16 protein-coding genes are annotated in these 17,239 nt (G+C 72.4%); 9 read left to right on the top strand and 7 right to left on the bottom strand.

Going from position 1 to position 17,239, the window contains the following annotated elements; translation table 11 throughout:
* Positions 1-58: 58 nt before the first annotated feature.
* Positions 59-673, bottom strand: a complete 615-nt coding sequence (locus ABZ016_RS36075) for a TetR/AcrR family transcriptional regulator (RefSeq protein ID WP_356920945.1) — start codon at positions 671-673, stop codon at positions 59-61.
* On the bottom strand, positions 670-1,275 hold the full coding sequence (locus tag ABZ016_RS36070; RefSeq protein WP_356920944.1) for a hypothetical protein: 606 nt from the start codon (positions 1,273-1,275) through the stop codon (positions 670-672). Before ABZ016_RS36070 ends, ABZ016_RS36075 begins: the two co-directional genes overlap by 4 nt.
* A 165-nt stretch (positions 1,276-1,440) precedes the next feature.
* Between ABZ016_RS36070 and hmgA the strand changes: the two genes are divergently transcribed.
* Genes hmgA through ABZ016_RS36055 form a run of 3 tightly spaced genes read left to right on the top strand, consistent with a single transcriptional unit; the run spans position 1,441 to position 4,741 of the window.
* Complete coding sequence (hmgA, locus tag ABZ016_RS36065; RefSeq protein ID WP_356920943.1) at positions 1,441-2,793, top strand: homogentisate 1,2-dioxygenase; 1,353 nt, start codon at positions 1,441-1,443, stop codon at positions 2,791-2,793.
* A gap of 26 nt (positions 2,794-2,819) precedes the next feature.
* Positions 2,820-3,569: a GntR family transcriptional regulator gene (locus ABZ016_RS36060; protein ID WP_356920942.1), complete on the top strand. Its 750-nt coding sequence runs from the start codon at positions 2,820-2,822 to the stop codon at positions 3,567-3,569.
* A gap of 26 nt (positions 3,570-3,595) precedes the next feature.
* The gene (locus tag ABZ016_RS36055; RefSeq protein ID WP_356920941.1) at positions 3,596-4,741 is read left to right on the top strand and encodes a type ISP restriction/modification enzyme; all 1,146 of its coding nucleotides are present in this window, start codon (positions 3,596-3,598) and stop codon (positions 4,739-4,741) included.
* A 28-nt stretch (positions 4,742-4,769) separates the two neighbouring features.
* On the opposite strand, the gene ABZ016_RS36050 is transcribed toward ABZ016_RS36055, so the two are convergent.
* Complete coding sequence (locus tag ABZ016_RS36050) at positions 4,770-5,486, bottom strand: TetR/AcrR family transcriptional regulator (protein ID WP_356920940.1); 717 nt, start codon at positions 5,484-5,486, stop codon at positions 4,770-4,772.
* Between the two features lie 63 nt (positions 5,487-5,549).
* Here ABZ016_RS36050 and ABZ016_RS36045 point away from each other — a divergent pair, with 63 nt between their 5' ends.
* Together ABZ016_RS36045 and ABZ016_RS36040 are read left to right on the top strand one after the other, a co-directional pair.
* The gene (locus tag ABZ016_RS36045) at positions 5,550-6,506 is read left to right on the top strand and encodes an ATP-binding cassette domain-containing protein (RefSeq protein WP_356920939.1); all 957 of its coding nucleotides are present in this window, start codon (positions 5,550-5,552) and stop codon (positions 6,504-6,506) included.
* The gene (locus ABZ016_RS36040) at positions 6,503-7,285 is read left to right on the top strand and encodes an ABC transporter permease (protein WP_356920938.1); all 783 of its coding nucleotides are present in this window, start codon (positions 6,503-6,505) and stop codon (positions 7,283-7,285) included. The genes ABZ016_RS36045 and ABZ016_RS36040 overlap by 4 nt, the downstream gene beginning before the upstream one ends.
* A 155-nt stretch (positions 7,286-7,440) precedes the next feature.
* Here the strand turns inward: ABZ016_RS36040 and ABZ016_RS36035 are convergent, their stop codons facing one another.
* The 3 genes from ABZ016_RS36035 to ABZ016_RS36025 all read right to left on the bottom strand — a co-directional run bounded on the left by ABZ016_RS36035 (position 7,441) and on the right by ABZ016_RS36025 (position 9,191).
* Positions 7,441-7,707, bottom strand: a complete 267-nt coding sequence (locus ABZ016_RS36035; RefSeq protein ID WP_184562045.1) for a hypothetical protein — start codon at positions 7,705-7,707, stop codon at positions 7,441-7,443.
* Positions 7,708-7,833: 126 nt separating this feature from the next.
* A complete protein-coding gene (locus ABZ016_RS36030) occupies positions 7,834-8,652 on the bottom strand; it encodes an anti-sigma factor (RefSeq protein ID WP_356920937.1) in 819 nt (272 codons plus the stop codon).
* Complete coding sequence (locus ABZ016_RS36025) at positions 8,649-9,191, bottom strand: sigma-70 family RNA polymerase sigma factor (RefSeq protein WP_356920936.1); 543 nt, start codon at positions 9,189-9,191, stop codon at positions 8,649-8,651. The genes ABZ016_RS36030 and ABZ016_RS36025 overlap by 4 nt, the downstream gene beginning before the upstream one ends.
* A gap of 227 nt (positions 9,192-9,418) precedes the next feature.
* Here ABZ016_RS36025 and ABZ016_RS36020 point away from each other — a divergent pair, with 227 nt between their 5' ends.
* From ABZ016_RS36020 to ABZ016_RS36005, 4 genes are all read left to right on the top strand, one after another.
* Positions 9,419-10,951, top strand: a complete 1,533-nt coding sequence (locus ABZ016_RS36020) for a DUF4331 domain-containing protein (RefSeq protein ID WP_356920935.1) — start codon at positions 9,419-9,421, stop codon at positions 10,949-10,951.
* Positions 10,952-11,073: 122 nt separating this feature from the next.
* A complete protein-coding gene (locus ABZ016_RS36015; protein ID WP_356920934.1) occupies positions 11,074-12,918 on the top strand; it encodes a tetratricopeptide repeat protein in 1,845 nt (614 codons plus the stop codon).
* Positions 12,915-14,537 (top strand): nickel transporter, encoded by a 1,623-nt coding sequence (locus tag ABZ016_RS36010; RefSeq protein ID WP_356920933.1) that lies wholly within the window; start codon positions 12,915-12,917, stop codon positions 14,535-14,537. The genes ABZ016_RS36015 and ABZ016_RS36010 overlap by 4 nt, the downstream gene beginning before the upstream one ends.
* 106 nt (positions 14,538-14,643) lie before the next feature.
* Positions 14,644-16,260 carry a serine/threonine-protein kinase gene (locus tag ABZ016_RS36005; protein WP_356920932.1) on the top strand — a complete coding sequence of 539 codons (1,617 nt, stop codon included), beginning with the start codon at positions 14,644-14,646 and terminating at the stop codon, positions 16,258-16,260.
* A gap of 37 nt (positions 16,261-16,297) precedes the next feature.
* Here ABZ016_RS36005 and ABZ016_RS36000 read toward each other — a convergent pair whose 3' ends face one another.
* Positions 16,298-17,104 (bottom strand): SGNH/GDSL hydrolase family protein, encoded by an 807-nt coding sequence (locus ABZ016_RS36000; RefSeq protein ID WP_356920931.1) that lies wholly within the window; start codon positions 17,102-17,104, stop codon positions 16,298-16,300.
* Positions 17,105-17,239 lie beyond the last annotated feature (135 nt).

Below are 17,239 nucleotides of genomic sequence, written 5' to 3'. Positions count from 1 at the left end.
TATGCACGGAGGGGAGCCCCTGCCGGGCAGAAGGTGGGCCGGGCAGCGGGCAAGGTCGTCAGTCGAGCACCCGGGCCAGATACGCCCGCAGCATCTCCCGCATCTCCTCGATGATCTTCTGGTCCCCTTCCGGTGCGACCCGGAACGCCAGGTGCACCAGGGTGTCGGCGGTCTCGACGGCGATGAGGAAGACCCGGCGCAGCTCCTCGTCGGGCTCGCGGTCGAGATAGCCGGAGAGGAGTTCGGTGAGCCGGTCGGCGACCCGGTGGTTGGGTTCGGTGCGGGACCCGACGGGGATCTGGTTGCCGAAGTCGACGAGGGAGAAGCCGGGCGCGGAGCGCTTCATCTCCAGGTACTCGTCGAGCACGGCGTCCATGGCGACGCGCCAGCCTCCCGCGCCGGCCTCCGCCAGACGCTCGGTGACGCGTGCGGAGTACCGCTCGAGGTTGCGCTGACCCAGCGCGTCGACCATCTGGCGCTTGTTGCCGAAAAATCGGTACACCGAGCCGATGGGAACTCCGGCTCGCTGGGCGACGGCACGGGTGCTCAGCGCGTCGTAGCCGACCTCGTCGAGGAGGTCGGCGCAGGCGTCGAGGATCCTGGTCAGGCGTTCGGCACTGCGCCGCTGCACGGGCGCACGACGGAGCGATGTCGCGTGGGGCACGGGCTTCATGATGCCCTTCCGGCGCGGTCCGGTGAACCTCGCCCCCTGGTCCGTTGCCGGGCGCCCGTCGTGTGCGGCGGCACCTCGCGACGGACGTCCGCGCTCGGCGCCGGGTCCGGGCCGGGCTGCGACGCGGTGATGTCGGCCGTGCTCTCCACGGGGGCGCCGTCCACCGCCCACACCGTGCCGTCGTCGGCGTAGAGACGGGCGGTGACGTGGTGCGTGCCGCGCGGCACCAGCCGGTCGGCCAGACGGTACCCGGAGGCGCGCAGCCGGGCGACGAGACGGCCGTCCACGTAGAGGTGCGCGAGACCGCGCCCGGCCACCGCCCGGGCCGCCGCTCCGGCCGGGGAGAAGCGGAACCTCCGCAACGTGAGCCGTACGTCCCAGCCGCCGCCCGCGTCGGGCTGCACCTCGACGCCGACGCCCGGGGCACCCTTCCGCTCCACCTCACGATAAGGACGCCCCTCCTGGTCCCGGCCCTCCAGGACCCGTCCCACCGGCGCGGGCGACACCCCGTTCTCCTCGGCGTCACCGGAGCCACAGCCCGCGGTTCCGGCCAGGAGGGCACAGACCGCGAGCGCGGCGAGAAACCCCCGTGTACACGACATGCCGGGGAGCGTAGAACACACGTCCGGCTCGGCGGATCGTCCTGGAGTCGGGTTCCGCATCGTCCGTCGAGAGGAGGGCGCCCTGGCCCGCGCGTCCCCCTTGCGTCGGGGAAATCGCAATCCTACGGTGTTACATAGGAATCAGACGGCAAGGGAGCAGCGATCATGGGCGATGGGGGTACCTCCCGCGCGAGCGGGTTCGAACGCGGAGAGGCGCGGAAGACCGCCGAGGGGCTGACCTACCTCTCCGGCTTCGGCAACGAGCACAGCTCCGAGGCCGTCCCGGGCGCACTGCCCGAGGGCCGCAACTCGCCCCAGCGAGCTCCGCTCGGGCTGTACGCGGAACAGCTGAGCGGTACGGCGTTCACCGAGCCGCGGGCCCACAACCGCCGCTCCTGGCTGTACCGGATCCGCCCGTCGGCGGCGCACCCGGCCTTCACCCGCACCCACAACGGCACGGTCCGCACCGCTCCCTTCACCGAGACCGTGCCCGATCCCAACCGCCTGCGCTGGAACCCCCTGCCCGACCCGGCACCCGAGACCGACTTCCTGGCCGGCCTGTGGACCCTGGGCGGCAACGGGGACGCCACGCAGCGCACCGGCATCGCCGTGCACCTGTACGCGGCCAACGCCTCGATGGACCGGGTGTTCAGCGACGCCGACGGCGAGCTGCTGATCGTCCCGGAGCGCGGCGGACTGCTGCTACGCACGGAGTTCGGCCTGCTCCATGTGGAGCCGGGCCATGTGGCACTCGTACCTCGTGGGGTCCGCTTCCGTGTGGAACTCCTGGATGATTCCGCCCGCGGCTATGTGTGCGAGAACTACGGCGCGCCCTTCCGGCTCCCCGACCTGGGCCCGATCGGCGCCAACGGCCTCGCCAACCCCCGGGACTTCCGCGCCCCGGTCGCGGCGTACGAGGACGTCGAGGGCCCGGTGGAGGTGGTGAACAAGTTCTGCGGCAACCTGTGGACGGCCACGTACGACCACTCCCCGCTCGATGTCGTCGCCTGGCACGGCAACCATGTGCCGTACGTCTACGACCTGCGCCGTTTCAATGTGCTCGGCACCATCACGTACGACCACCCGGATCCGTCGATCTTCACGGTGCTGACGTCCCCGTCGGACACCCCGGGCCTGGCCGGTGCGGACTTCGTGGTGTTCGCGCCGCGCTGGCTGGTGGGCGAGAACACCTTCCGGCCGCCGTACTTCCACCGGAACGTGATGAGCGAGTACATGGGCCTGATCGAGGGCGCGTACGACGCGAAGGCGGAGGGCTTCGTGCCGGGCGGCGGCTCGCTGCACAACATGATGTCGGCGCACGGACCCGACCGTGAGACGTTCGACCGCGCGAGCTCCGCCGAGCTGAAGCCGCAGAAGATCGACGACGGCCTGGCGTTCATGTTCGAGACCCGCTGGCCGCTGACCCTCACCCCGCACGCGGCCCGGGCGGAACACCTGCAACAGCGCTACGACGACGTCTGGCAGGGCCTGGAGCGGCACTTCAGCCCCTTGCACTGATCATTTCCTACCGGTACGGATGGCCCGTGACCTCCTTCGCCCCGGACTCGATCGTCCTGAACCGCAAGCTGCCGCTCTGGTACCAGGTGTCGCAGTCCCTGCGCGCCTCGATCCTCGGCCGCTCGCCGCAGGACCCGCTGCGCCTGCCCACCGAGGAGCAGCTGGCCGGGCACTACGGCGTGAGCGTGCTGACCATGCGGCAGGCGCTGAAGGAGCTGGAGGACGAGGGGCTGATCACGCGCCACCGGCGCCGGGGGACCTTCATCGAGCCGCACGCGCGCCGGGGCGCGCCGGTCCGGCTGCTCGGCTCGGTGGACGCGATCGTGGCCCAGCAGTCCGGCATGACCACCGAACTGCTGGACCACGGCACGACCCCCGTGCCGGGCGAACTCGCCGAGTACTTCCCGGACGTGCCGGAGGTCTCGACGTACCACCGGCTGCGGAGCGACGAGAAGACGGGCGAGCCGACGAACCACGCCCGCAACTACGTGCGTCCGGAACTGGCCGCGCGGATCGACCTGGACGATCTGGTGCGGTGGCCGATGACCAAGGTGCTGCGGGATGTGGTGGGGGTGGACATCAGCCGCATCACGGACACCGTGGAGGCCCGGCTGGCCGACCCGGAGACCGCGAAGTTGCTCCAAGTACCGCTGTTGAGCCCGATCCTGCACTACACGGGCATCACGTACGACGCCGAGGGGCGGCCGCTGGACGTGGCCGTCATCCAGTACCGGGGGGACCGCTTCTCCTTCACGGTGACCCTGGACGCCAACTGACCCGCGCGTCGAAGCCACACCGTACGATGCCCAGCGTGACGCACGACGACGCTCCGCTGCTGGCGGACCTCATGCCGTGGTCCGTCGCACCGCCGCGGCTCGGCCGGGGGTGGCCGGCGGGCCCCGACCCGGCGTCCCTGAAGGCCCGCTGGGACGCCTTGGTGAAGGCCGAGGGACCCGACCGCGAGACCCTGTTCGAGCCGAGCCGTTCGCGCACCCTGCACTCGGCGGTCGGTCAGCTGCCCGGCCGGTCGGGTGGCACGGAGAAGCTGGTCCGCGCCTCGGGGCCGTGCCCCGAGCCGGTGCGGGTGCTGCTCGCGCCCTTCGACGAGCAGTGGCTGATCCCCGACCAGCGGCTGATCGACGCGGCCCGCCCGGAGCTGTGGCGGGTGGCGGACGAGCGGCAGGTCTTCCTGGTGGAGACACCCGAGTCCCTCGTCGTCACGTCGCTGCTCCCGCTGCTCCGCCCCGGCCGCGTCCGCCCGCTGTTCCGGCGCCCCGGCGGCCTGGAGCCGAACCTGGCCCCCGGCCTGCTGGAGCTCCTGCACGCGCGCCTGGGCAACGCACCCGCACCGCTGGACGTACTGGCCTGGATCGCCGCCACGGCCCGCCCGGACCTCACCGTCCCGCTCACGGGCGACGCCGGCGCCTGGGCGCAGGGCGTGGAGCTGGGCCACCGGCTGCTGTGGCTGATGCGCCGCGACGGTGAGCGGCCGAAGCTTCCCGGCGGCCGCCGCCCCTACGTCCGCGCCCCACTGCCCTCCCGGCCCGCGGCCCTGCGCTACGACCGGGACGAGGAGGCCCTGCTGCTGGACGAGGGCCGCATCTCCCCCGTGCCACTTCAGGCCTGGGACTTCGAGGTGGGCGGAGTCCGCGTCCTGGAGCAGTGGTTCGCGGCACGGGTCCCGGACCCCGAGCCGGGCACCCTCGCGGCGATCCGCCCCGCCGTCTGGCCGCAGACCTGGACGTCGGAACTCCTGGAGCTGATCACCGTCCTGGCCCTGCTGGCCGAGGACCGGCCCGAGCGGGGCGAGTCGGCGATCCCCGACCCCGTCACGGCGACCGAGCTGCGCGAGGCGGGCGTCCTCCCCGCCCCGGCGTCGGCCCGCCGCCCGGCCTCCGTCCTCGACGGCCCCGAGGAGGGCCCGGAGGGGCAACTCGCGCTGCTTTAGGTGCTGTCCGGCGCAGGTCGGTGTCTGTCTAGCGCAGGTCGGGGTCGAAGGCGTCCAGTACGCGTTCGAGCGCCCGCCGGAACACCGCCTCCAGATCGACCGGCCCGGACTGCGCCGTGAAGGCCGCTGCCAGGCGCGGATACGCGCCGGTGGCCACCTGGCTGCCCAAGTAGGCCATGCGCACCGCGTTCTCCTCCTCCACGGACCACGGCATGGAGCGGGTGCGCTCGACGGTCGCGATGTCGTTCGCGGTGTACGTCGTGACGACCCCGTTGAGCAGCGCGATCAGCTCGGTCTTCGTGCCGGGCGGGACGTCGAGCGGTTCGAGGCAGGCCAGGCAGTGCTCCAGATAGCGCAGGGTGTTGGGGCTGAAGCCGTACGCCCCCGACATCAGGCGCGGCACCCAGGTGTGGCGGTACATGATGGCGCGCGTCTGAGCCGCGTTGCGGAGCATGTCGGCGCGCCAGTCGCCCGTGGGTTCGAACATCTCGTGCTCGGCACCGACGGCGTCCACCATCAGCTCGTACAGGTCCTCCTTGCGGGGGACGTAGTTGTACAGCGACATCGTGCCGCAGCCCAATTCGGCGGCCACGTGCCGCATGGACACCCCGTCAAGGCCCTCCGCGTCGGCGATCCGCACCGCCGCCGCCGCGATGTCGGCGCGGGTGAACGCCGGTTTCGGCCCACGGCCGGTGCGCTCGGGGCGCGCCCAGATCACTTCGGGTACGGCCGCTCGGCTCGCCATCGATCATCACCTCGGCCACCATCCTAGTTACGTACAGCGTACGTAGTGCGCTATGATCAAGGCATGACTTCTACGTACGCTGTACTTAGTGAAGGTCTGGAGAAGCGGTTCGGGAAGGTCCGCGCTCTGCGCGGGCTGGATCTCGCGGTCGCCGAGGGAACGGTGTGCGGGGTCCTCGGGACGAACGGGGCGGGCAAGAGCACAGCCGTACGGGTGCTGACCACGCTGTTGCGGCCGGACGCGGGCTCCGCGCGGATCGCCGGGCACGACCTGGTCCGCGAGGCCGCCGCCGTCCGCGGCCGGATCGGCGTCACCGGGCAGGACACGTCGATCGACGGGGACCTCACCGGACGCCAGAACCTGCATCTATTCGGCCGGCTGCACCGGGTGCGCGGACCGGCCGGACGGACCGCGGAACTCCTCGACCGCTTCGGCCTGGCCGAGGCCGCCGACCGGCCGGCCTCCACCTACTCCGGGGGCATGCGGCGCCGGCTGGACCTGGCGGCGAGCCTGATCCGCCGCCCCGACGTGCTGTTCCTCGACGAGCCGACGACCGGCCTCGACCCGGCCAGCCGCAACCTGATCTGGGACGCCGTCCGCGACCTGACCACCGAGGGCACGACCGTCCTGCTCACCACGCAGTACCTGGAGGAGGCCGACCAACTCGCCCACGACATCGCCCTGGTGGACAAGGGCCGGGTCGCGCACACCGGATCACCGGCGCAGCTCAAGGCGCTCGTCGGGGCGCACGCCGAGGTCGTCGTGCCGGACGCGGACGTGCTCACGAAGGCCGCGGCCGTGCTCGACCGGCTGACGGGTGCGCAGCCGTCCTTCGACCACGAGCGCAACGCCGTCGGCGCGGTCAGCAAGGACCCGACGCTCACCCTCCCGCTGCTGGTGCGCGCGCTGGACGCGGCGGGAGTGCCACTGCTCGACGTGAGCCTGCGGCCACCGACCCTGGACGACGTGTTCCTGCGTCTGACCGAGACCACCACCGGAGAAAGGGAGGTTGCCGCATGAGCATGCTGGCCCACGACGGAACCGCGATGCTGGGCCGCCAGTTGCGGCGGATGCGGAACAACCCGGGACTGCTGATCCTCACCCAGGTGATGCCGGTCAGCATGCTGCTGTTCTTCGGTTACGTCTTCGGCAGCGCGCTGGCGATGCCGGGCGAGGAGTACCGGTCGTTCCTCGTGCCGGGCCTGCTGGTGGCGACCGCCGCGGGCGGGATCATGACCGGCATGTTCCAGGCGGCCCAGGACACCCACCGGGGCGTCACCGACCGGTTCCGTACGCTGCCGATGAGCCGGACGGCCGTACCGCTCGGGCAGGCCGCCGCGGACGTGGTGGTCACGGCCGCCGGGACGGTGCCGTTCCTGCTGGTGGGACTCGCGGTGGGCTGGCGGGTCGAGGGCGGTCCGCTCGAAGCGCTGGGCGCCATGGGATTGTTGCTGCTGTTCCGCTTCGCGTGCACCTGGGCCGGTATGTACATCGGCCTGCTCACCCGGAACGAGGAGGCGGCCGGTCAGCTGGGCGGTGCGACCTTCCTGCTGCCGCTGCTGTCCAGCGCGTACATCCCCACGGGGGGACTGCCGGACTGGTTGCGGACGGTCGCCGAGTGGAATCCGATCAGCGCCCTGGCGACGGCCCTGCGGGACCTCTTCGGCAACGCGCCCGTGCCCGGCGGGGCGGCCTGGCCGGTGGCCCACCCCGTGGCGGGGTCACTGCTGTGGTGCGCCGTACTGCTCGGGATCTTCGTACCGCTGGCCGTGCGCCAGTACGCGCACGGGGAGCGGTGAGCGGGCCCCCAGTCGCTGCCGGGCGGGGATGAGGCAACCGACAGGGGGCGTACCGCGCTCGGGAACACACCTGGCGCCGCTGCGTGCCGCGGGGATGACGGACGACGAGTGCGCAGCGTCGCACCAGGACGGTGTGACCGCCCGAGCGCGGGCCCCTACCTGCCGCCGAACAGCGAGCGACGCAGCCGGCGCAGCGGCGCGAAGAGCGAGACGCGGCGCACGCGCGCGCCCCTGCCACTGCGGTCGTGCGGCTGACGCGCGGTCAGTTCACGCATCAACGAGGTCGCCTCGACCGTCTCCCGCTGGGGGACCGCGGGTCCTCCCAGCACCGAGAGATGGCGGTCCAGGCGCGAACTGGTCGCGCTGCTTCCGCAGGTGATCGCAGGGACCCTGGCCCTGCTGCGCACTGTTATCTGTTCCATGTCACTCCCCACCCGTACGAGTCCACCCGGCCCGGGCAGGTTAACCCTATCGCCCCGGCCGGGCACACGTGTATCGCGGTCACAGGATTCACCTTCCCCATAAGGGGGTTGACGATGTCTCTTCGATCACTCTCCGAATCCGACAGATTTCAGGGCGAGTTGGACGATGGGCTGGGTGGTGGGCTGCGGCGAGCCGCCGGCGGGCTCGACGGTCACGGCCAGTGACGTCGCCGAGGCCCCGAGACCCGTCGCGACCAGGGGCGTGTCGCCCTCGAACAGACCCAGGGAGCGTGGTTGCGCGCCCGGGCGCATGAGCCACAACTGGTGCACGCGGCCGCCCGACGGGGCGCCGTATCCGCCGAGCGTGACGACAGCGTCCCCCTCCGTGGCGGAAGCGATCACTCCGATCGTTCGGCCTCTGGCGTCCCGCCCGCTGCTCGCGCGGGCGTCCGGGGCCGACAGAACGTGGGCGATCTCACGTGACCGATCTTGTTCGGCGGTGAGCCGGTCCTGGGTGCGGTTCGCCTGAACGGCGAACAGCGAGGCGACGACGAGGGCCGCGGCGGCGGTGGCCGTCGCGAAGGGCACGAACAACGGGATCCGGCGGCGCTGCCGTTGCCGCGGCGGCGGCTGGGCGCCCCACACGTGCGGCGGCAGCTGCGTCGCACGCGCGCGGGCCGGTTCGCGCACGCTCTCCTGCGGTGCCGGGTCCTGCGGAGTGGTCCGTACGGCGGCCAGGACCCGGTCGCGCATCGCGGCCGGGGCCGGTGCGGCCGTGGACCAGGCCAGCCGGACGGCGTCCTCGGACAGCGCGCGCACCTCCGCGGCACAGCGGTCGCAGTCCCTCAGGTGCTTCTCGAAGCGGACGCGCTCCGGAGGACCCAGGGCGTCGAGCGCGTAGGGCGCGGCGAGCGAGTGCAGGTCCTCGCGGCGCAAGAGGCTCATGCCACACCTCCCAGGCACTCGCGCATCCGGGTCAGTCCGTCACGCATCCGGGTCTTGACGGTACCCAGCGGCAGGGAGAGCTGCTCGGCCACCTCACGGTAGGTGTAGCCCTCGTAGTAGGCGAGGGTGACCGACTGGCGCTGCAGGACCGTGAGCCGGTCCAGGCAGCGGCGCACCCACTCGCGTTCCAGGCCGGCCTCGACCTCCTCGGTGACCTGGTCGAAGGCGGGCTGGTTCGCGCGGAGCGCCTCGCGCTGCTCGCGCTCGCCGGCCGCACGGGCGCTGCGCACCCGGTCGACGGCGCGGCGGTGGGCGAGGGTGAGGATCCACGACATCGCGCTGCCCCGGCCCGGATCGAACTTCGCGGCCGAGCGCCACAGTTCGAGCAGCACCTCCTGAGCCACCTCCTCCGACTGGGCGGGATCGCGCACCACACGCCGTACGAGTCCGAAGACCGGGCCGGACACCAGCCCGTACAGCTCCTCGAAGGCCTTCTGGTTCCCACTCGCCACGAGCAGCAGCAGCTCGTCCGCCTCCACTCGGTCCCCCTCTCCAAGGCCACATGGGGCCTGTCCCCTCACACGAGGCATTCGCAACGCACACACCTCCGGATGGGGTTACGGATCAGCGCGCCGAAAACGCGGGTCGCCCGGCGATGAAACAACTTCTCAGATGCGCCGTAAGAACGTTTGAGATTCGACCAATCCGCTCTGCCGGCCACTCCGAATGGCGTGTGTCAGGCAAGTTGGCACCGAGGACGGACGGCATGACACCTACCTTCAGGACCGGCGCGGGGCGCCGGAGCATCGCGACCGTGATCTGTGGTGCGCTGGCCGCCGGCGGGCTCGCCGCCGCCGGCGTGACCGCGCTGGCGCCTGAGGAGGCCGCCGCCTCCAGCCACCGGGAGGCCCCGCTGATCTCGGGGACCCCGCAGTTCGACAACACCGACGTGTACGCGTTCGTCAGCCCGGACAAGCCGGACACGACGACCATCATCGCGAACTGGATCCCGATGGAGGAACCGGCCGGCGGGCCCAACTTCTTCACGTTCGCCGAGGACGCGGAGTACGACCTGCGCATCGACAGCAACGGTGACGCGCAGGAAGACCTGCTGTTCCGGTACACGTTCAAGACGCACACGAAGAACGACAAGACGTTCCTCTACAACACGGGTCCGGTCGAGAGCCTCGACGACCCCGACCTCAACATCACGCAGACGTACGACCTCGAGCTGATCAAGCTGAAGCACCTGAAGGCGGTGTCGAAGACCAAGGTCGCCGACGACGTCCCGGTGGCGCCGTCGAACGTCGGCAAGGCGTCGATGCCGGACTACAACACCCTGCGCGAGCAGGCGGTCCACAAGCTCGCCGGGGGTGCCCAGACGTTCGCCGGGCAGGCCGACGACCCGTTCTTCCTGGACCTCAGGGTCTTCGACCTGCTGTACGGCGGAAACCTCTCCGAGGTCGGCAACGACACGCTCAAGGGCTACAACGTCAACTCGATCGCCCTGCAGGTCCCCAACAGCTTCCTCACCGAGTCGCACGAGCAGCCGGTCATCGGCGTCTGGTCGACGACGCAGCGCAAGAACGCCCAGGGCTACTACGCCCAGGTCTCGCGCCTCGGCAACCCGCTGGTGAACGAGGTCGTCAACCCGCTCAAGGACAAGGACAAGTTCAACGCGTCCGCGCCGCGGGACGACGCCCAGTTCCTGGAGAACGTGACCAACCCGGAGCTGCCCAAGCTCATCGAGGCGATCTACAAGATCCCGGCGCCCGACGAGCCGCGCAACGACCTGGTCGACGTGTTCCTGAAGGGCGTCAAGGACCTCAACCAGCCGCCGCACGTGACGCCGTCGGAGCAGCTGCGCCTCAACACGTCCATCAAGCCGGCCGCCAAGCCCAAGCGGCTCGGTGTCCTGGACGGTGACAACGCGGGCTTCCCGAACGGCCGTCGCCTCACCGACGACGTGATCGACGCGTCGCTGCAGGTCGTCGAGGGTGAGCTGCTGGGCGCGAAGAACGACCTCGGTGACGCGGTCGACAAGAACGACAAGAAGTTCGGCAAGTACTTCCCGTACCTGGCCAACCCGACCGAGGGGTCGCGCGGCCCGCTCGCCAAGGGCGTGGACGGCGGCAACGACGTCCGCAGCCAGCTGGGCGACGCGCTCCAGCCGGCCGGCACGCAGGGCTCCGACGACATGCGCCTGATCGCCGCGTCCGCCGGGGCCGGGGCGGGCGGAATCGTCCTGATCGGCGCGGCCCTGATGTGGTGGCGCCGCATGCGGAACCGGGCGTACTGACCCGCTCCGCTCCCCCGACCGGCGCGGCCCGTTCCCACCATCCCCCACGGCACGGGCCGCGCCTTCGACTCCCGCAGTTCCGCACCCGCACCCGCACTTGCACAGCCGACTGAGGAGAGGCCATGCCTCCGCGTACGACGGACAGCTCACCGGAGAGGCGCGACGACGACCGACCGCGCCCGGACCAGGAGCCCGCCCCGGAGCGGTCCGTACCGGCCCCCGACGCGGGTGCGGGGACGGAAGCTCCGGCGGAGCAGGCTCCGCACTCGACCGATGATCCGGACACCGGGCAGGGCGGAGGCCCGGCCGGCGATGGGCGGACGGACGAGGCACCGGGCGAGGAGCGGGACACCCGAGCCGGTCACGCGCCGGTTGACGAGCGGGTCAGCGGGTCCGCGCCGGACCACGACCCGGACACCCGGCCGGACAGCACACCCTCCGACGAGCAGGACACCCGATCCGGCCCCGGGACGGCCTCGACCGGGGCGGACGGTGGCGCTCTCGCCGCCGAGCAGCCCGGGTCCGACGCCGCGACGGACAGTGGTGGCGCTTCCGCCGACGACACCGGCGCCCCCGGCGTCGATCCGCGCGTGGCCGCGGTGCGGCGTGCCGCCGACGGGGGGCGGCGGTGGCGGGCCGCCCAACTGGCCGGGTGTGCCGCGCTGCTGGCCGTCGCGCTGACCGGTGGGGCCGTCGCCTTCGGCGGTGCCGGGGGCGGGCCCACGGGGACCGGTGTCGATACCGTGTCGGCGTCCGGGGCCCTCGCGCCCGGTGTGCTGGCCCGCGGTGACCTCGACTCGGGGATCGTGTCCCTGCAGAAGCACCTCCGGGCGCAGCCCAGGGACTTCGGCAGTTGGGCCACGCTCGGGGTCGCCTACGTCGAACAGGCCCGTACGAAGGGCGATCCCTCGCGGTACCCGCAGGCCGAACGCGCCCTGAAGCGGTCCCTCGAACTGGAGCCGGACAACGACCAGGCCCTGGCCGGCCGGGCCGCCCTCGCCGCGGCGCGGCACGACTTCACCGGCGCCCTGACCCACGCCGACCGGGCTCTGAAGCAGAACCCCTACAACGAGCGCGCCCTGTGCAGCCGGGTCGACGCCCTCGTCGAACTCGGGCGGTACGACGACGCCGCCCAGGCCGCTCGAACGGCCGACGACAGGCGGCCCGGAGTACCTGTCTTCACGCGGTACGCGTACGTGCACGAGCTGCGCGGCGACGTCCGTACCGCGCGTGCCGTCCTGGAACGCGCCCTGAGCACGGCCGACTCCCCCGCCGACGTCGCGTACGTCGCCACCGCGCTCGGCCAGCTCGCCTGGAACCAGGGCGAGTACAAGACGGCCCTCGGCCACTACGCCCGTGCCCTCGCCGCCGACGAGGAGTACCTCCCGGCCCTGGAGGGCCGCGCCCGCGCCCAGGCCGCGAGCGGCGACCGGGCGGCCGCCGTCGAGGGTCTCGAGCGAGTCGTCGCCCGCTTCCCGCTGCCCGGCCCGCTCGTCGCTCTCGGCGAGCTGTACGAGGACCGCGGCGCCGACGGCGACCGGGCGAAGGCCGGCGACCAGTACGCCCTCGTCGACGCCTGGACGGCCCTCGCCCGCGCGGGCGGTGTCAACGCCGACCTCGACACGGCCATGGCCGCCGCCGACCACGGCGACAAGAAGGAGGCCCTGCGCGCCGCCCGTGCCGAGTGGAACCGCCGGCACAGCGTGCACACGGCCGACGCCCTCGCCTGGGCCCTGCACGTCAACGGCCGCGACGAGGAGGCCCTGCCGTACGCCCGCCGGGCCACCGCCACCGGCTACCGCAACGCGGCCTTCCTCTACCACCGCGGGATCATCGAGCGTGCCACCGGCGACGACCGCGAGGCGCGCACCCACCTGAAGGCCGCCCTGGACCTGAATCCCGGATTCTCGCCCCTGGGCGCCCGCGAGGCCCGTGCCGCTCTCAAGGACCTGGAGGGCTCCCGGTGACCCTGCGCCGACTGTTCGCGTCCGGCGCCGCCGTCCTGACGGCCGCCTGCGCGCTGACCCTCGTGCCCGCCGGCTCGGCGAGCGCCCACCCGCTGGGCAACTTCACCGTCAACCGCTACGACGGCCTGGTCGTCGCCCCCGGCGAAGTCCGCGTCCACCACGTGGAGGACCTCGCCGAGATCCCGGCCACCCAGGCGAAGCCGGAGATCGAGCGGCTGGGCATGGCCATGTGGGCCCGGGAGCGGTGTGCCACGGCCGCCACGGACAGCCGGGTCACCGTCGACGGCCGTACCGCCGCCCTCACCGCCGAGCGCAGCCACGCGCGCGTGCGGCCCGGACAGGCCGGGCTCGACACCCTCCGCGTGGAGTGCGAGCTGACCGCTCCGCTCCCGTCGGGCCCGTCGGCCGAGAAGACCGTGTCCCTCGGCTTCCGGGGCGCCGGCGCCTCCTCAGGCCCGGGCTGGCGGGAGATCACGGCGCGCGGCGACCGTATGACACTCGCCGCTTCGGACGTACCGGAGAAGTCGGTGTCGGCCGAACTGACCCGTTACCCCGAGGAGTTGCTCTCCTCCCCGGCCGACACCGCGGCCGCCGCCCTGCGCGTGCGCCCCGGCGGCCCGGCCCTGTCCGACGAGGAGTCGGACGCCCCCGCCGCCTCCGTGCTGCCCCGGGGCGCCGACCGCTGGACGCGGGCCCTGGACGACCTGGTCGCCCGGCACGACCTCACCGTCGGCTTCGCGGCGCTGGCCCTCCTGATCGCCGTCGTCCTCGGCGCGATGCACGCGCTCGCCCCGGGCCACGGCAAGACGATCATGGCGGCGACCGCGGCGGCCCGGGGCGGTCAGGCCCGGATGAAGGACGTCCTGCCCATGGCCGCCTCGGTGACGGTCACCCACACCCTGGGGGTGGTCGCCCTGGGCCTGCTGGTCACGGCCGGTTCGGCGGCGGCCCCCTCGGTGATCGCCTGGCTCGGCGTCGCCAGCGGCATCCTGGTGACCCTGGCGGGCGCGAGCCTGCTCCGCCGTGCCCTGCGCAACCGCGCGCACACCCATGGACACGGGCACGGCCACTCCCACGGCGGCCACACCCACACCCACGACGACGAGAGCCACAGCCACGCCCCCGACCACCACCACAGGCACGACCACGAGCACCACCACAAGCACGACCACGACCACAAGCACGACCATCCTCACGACCACGCCCACCCGCACTCCCACCCCCACACGATCGAGCACACCCACGGCGGCTCCACCCACTCCCATCCGGTCGCACCCACCCTCCGCGGCACGATCCTCATGGGCTTCGCGGGCGGCCTCGTGCCCAGCCCGTCCGCCGTCGTCGTACTCGTCGGCGCCGCGGCACTCGGGCAGGCCTGGTTCGGTCTGCTGCTCGTCGTCGCCTACGGCGTCGGGCTGGCGCTCACCCTGACGGCCGCCGGGTACGCCGTGGTCAAGGCGGGCAGCGGGATGACCCGGCTCCTGGACCGGCGCCCCCGCTGGACGGCCGGCCCGATGGCGGCCCTGGTGCGCCGGACCGCCCCGCTGGGGTCGGCCTTCGCCGTGGTGGTGCTCGGTGCCGGACTGGTGTTCAAGGGGGCGGCATCCGCGCTGGGCTGAGTTACGTTCGAGAGAAGGCCGTGGGAACGGGACGTCGTGAGGAATTCCGGCCTCATGGGGAAAAGAGACCTCGTGGAGAGTTCGCCCGGCTGCGAATGGGGGCGCCGTGTCCGAAGAACCGGGCCATGAGCGTGTGATCGCGGGCCGCTACCGGCTCCTGGCACCGCTCGGCGAGGGCGGTATGGGGACGGTGTGGCGCGCCCGCGACGAGTTGCTGCACCGCGAGGTCGCCGTCAAGGAGGTGCGCGCCCCGGCGGGGCTCGGGGCCGACGACGTGCAGCGGATGTACGCCCGGCTGGAGCGGGAGGCGTGGGCGGCGGCCCGGGTCGCCAACCGGAACGTCGTCACGGTGTACGACGTGGCGACGGACGAAGGCCGGCCGTGGATCGTCATGGAACTGGTCCGGGGGCTGTCCCTGGCCGAGGTCCTGGACTCCGAGGGTCCGATGCCGCCGCAGCGTGCCGCGCACATCGGCGCCGAGGTGCTGGCCGCGCTGCGGGCGGCACACGAGGCGGGGGTGCTGCACCGGGACGTGAAGCCGGCCAACGTGCTGATCGCGAACGACGGCCGGATCGTGCTCACCGACTTCGGGATCGCCATGGTCGAGGGCAGCTCCGCGCTGACCATGACCGGGGAGGTCATCGGTTCGCCCGAGTTCCTCGCCCCGGAGCGGGCGCTCGGCCGCACGCCCGGCCCGGAGTCCGACCTGTGGTCGCTCGGCGTGCTGCTGTACGCGGCGGTCGAGGGCCACTCCCCCTTCCGGCACGACACCCCGCTGAGCACGCTGCGCGCCATCGTCGACGAGGAGCTGCCGCCGCCGCGTCGGGCCGGCCCGCTCGCCCCGGTCATCGAGGGGCTGCTGCGCAAGGATCCGTCGGAGCGGCTGCCGGCCGACCGGGCCGAGCAGGATCTGCGGGTCATCGGCGCGGGCGGCTCGCCGCGCACGGGTCCCTTGCCGGCGGCCCCCTTCCCGCCGACGGTGGCGGGACACCCCGAGCCCTCGCCCACGCCCCCGATGCCGTTCCCGGGCGGGCCGGCACCGGCGGGGTCGGGTGCGACGACGACGGCCACCCGTCCGGAGCGCGACCGCCGGGCCGGCCGGGTGCTGGTCGCGGGCGTGGCCGTGCTGGCGCTCGCGGTGGGCGGGCTGACGTACGCGCTGCTGAACCGCGGGGACGGCGGTGAGGGTTCCGGGAACACCGACCGGGGTGGCGGGCTGACCACGCCTGCCGCGACCGGTGACCCGTCGCGGAACACCGAGAGCGAGAAGTCCAGCCCGTCCCCGACGCCGAGCGAGACCGAGAGCGAGGAGAGCTCTCCGCCACCGCAGTCGGTGCGGGTGTCCCTGGCGGGCAGCCGGACCGACTACGCGGGCGAGTGTCCGCCGCCGAGCGCCGAGGCGCCCCGGTTCACGGCGACGTTCACGGTGGGCCGGCTGCCCGCCGAGGTGCGCTACCGCTGGGTCACGGAGGACGGCTCGCTGACCGACCGGAACTGGAAGACGCTGTCCTTCCCGGAGGGCGGCGGGCGTTCGAAGCAGGACGCGGTGACCCTGACGACGAACGAGAAGACCGGGACGTTCGAGAACGAGATCAGTGTCGAGGTGCGGGAGCCGGTGCGCACGAAGTCCGAGTCGGTGTCGTTCTCGGTGACGTGTGAGACGGAGACCCCGCCGGAGGGGGCCTCCCCTTCTCCTTCGGACACGGATGCGGACTCCGGCTGAGCGGGGCCGGGGCGGGGCACGGACTCCGGCCGGACGGTCAGTCGTTGGCGTTGAGCACGGGCAGATAGCCGCCGGACTGGCCGGGGGCCTTCGGGTGGTACGACTCGCCGATGTTGAGCCAGTTGACACTGTGCAGCCAGGAGTCGCCGGAGCAGATCTCGTGGCCGGTGAAGGTGGTGCGGACGTCACCGAAGACGAATCCGTGGTCGGCGGCACGCTTGGCGATGGCGGTGTTCAGGTGGTCGGAGGCGTCGTTGATGGCCTTGCGCTTGGTCTCGGACAGGCCGAGACAGGCGGTGCCGAGCTGGTAGAAGCGGGGGTAGCCGAGCACGACGACGCGGGCGCCGGGTGCCTTGGAGCGGATCGCCGAGTACACGCCGTCGAGCTTGCCGGGCAGCGTGGAGTCGACGTACGACCGGGCGGTGTTGATGCGGGAGACGCAGGTGCTGTCGGACTGGGTCACACAGGTCGTCATGACGTCGGCGAATCCCGCGTCATTGCCGCCGACGCTGACGGAGACCAGGGTGGTGGCGCTGCCGAGCGGGCCGAGCTGACCGGACAGAACATCACCCGTTCGGGCGCCCGAGCAGGCCGTGAAGTCGAACGTCGAGGGTGAGTGGGCGGCGGCCCAGAGGTAGGGGAAGGCCTTCGTGCTGCGCTTGCAGTCGCCGCTGGAGCTGATGTAGCTGCCGGCGCCGACTCCGGAGGAGTAGGAGTCACCGAGCGCCACATAGCCGCCGGTTGCGGCGAGTGGGGACGCCTGCGCCGTCGCCGCCCCGGTGAGGGCGGTGCCGACGGCGAGGAGGAGTGAGCTCACGAAGACGACAAATCGGGAACGTCTCATGGAACCTCCTTTAGCAGGATCTCTGCCTTAACCGTCGTAGCAGCTACGCGTGTTGACAGGAAGTGTCCATGCCAAGTCTTTTCGGCCCTTTTCACGGCGCGTGGCGCGTTCACCACGCCTCTTGTTACGTGACCG

Origin of the sequence: Streptomyces sp. NPDC006372, from assembly GCF_040612515.1 — a bacterium.
Taxonomy (GTDB): Bacteria; Actinomycetota; Actinomycetes; order Streptomycetales; family Streptomycetaceae; genus Streptomyces.
The sequence above is the reverse complement of the archived record's forward strand: the minus strand, read 5'-3'. Positions and strand labels throughout refer to the sequence as shown.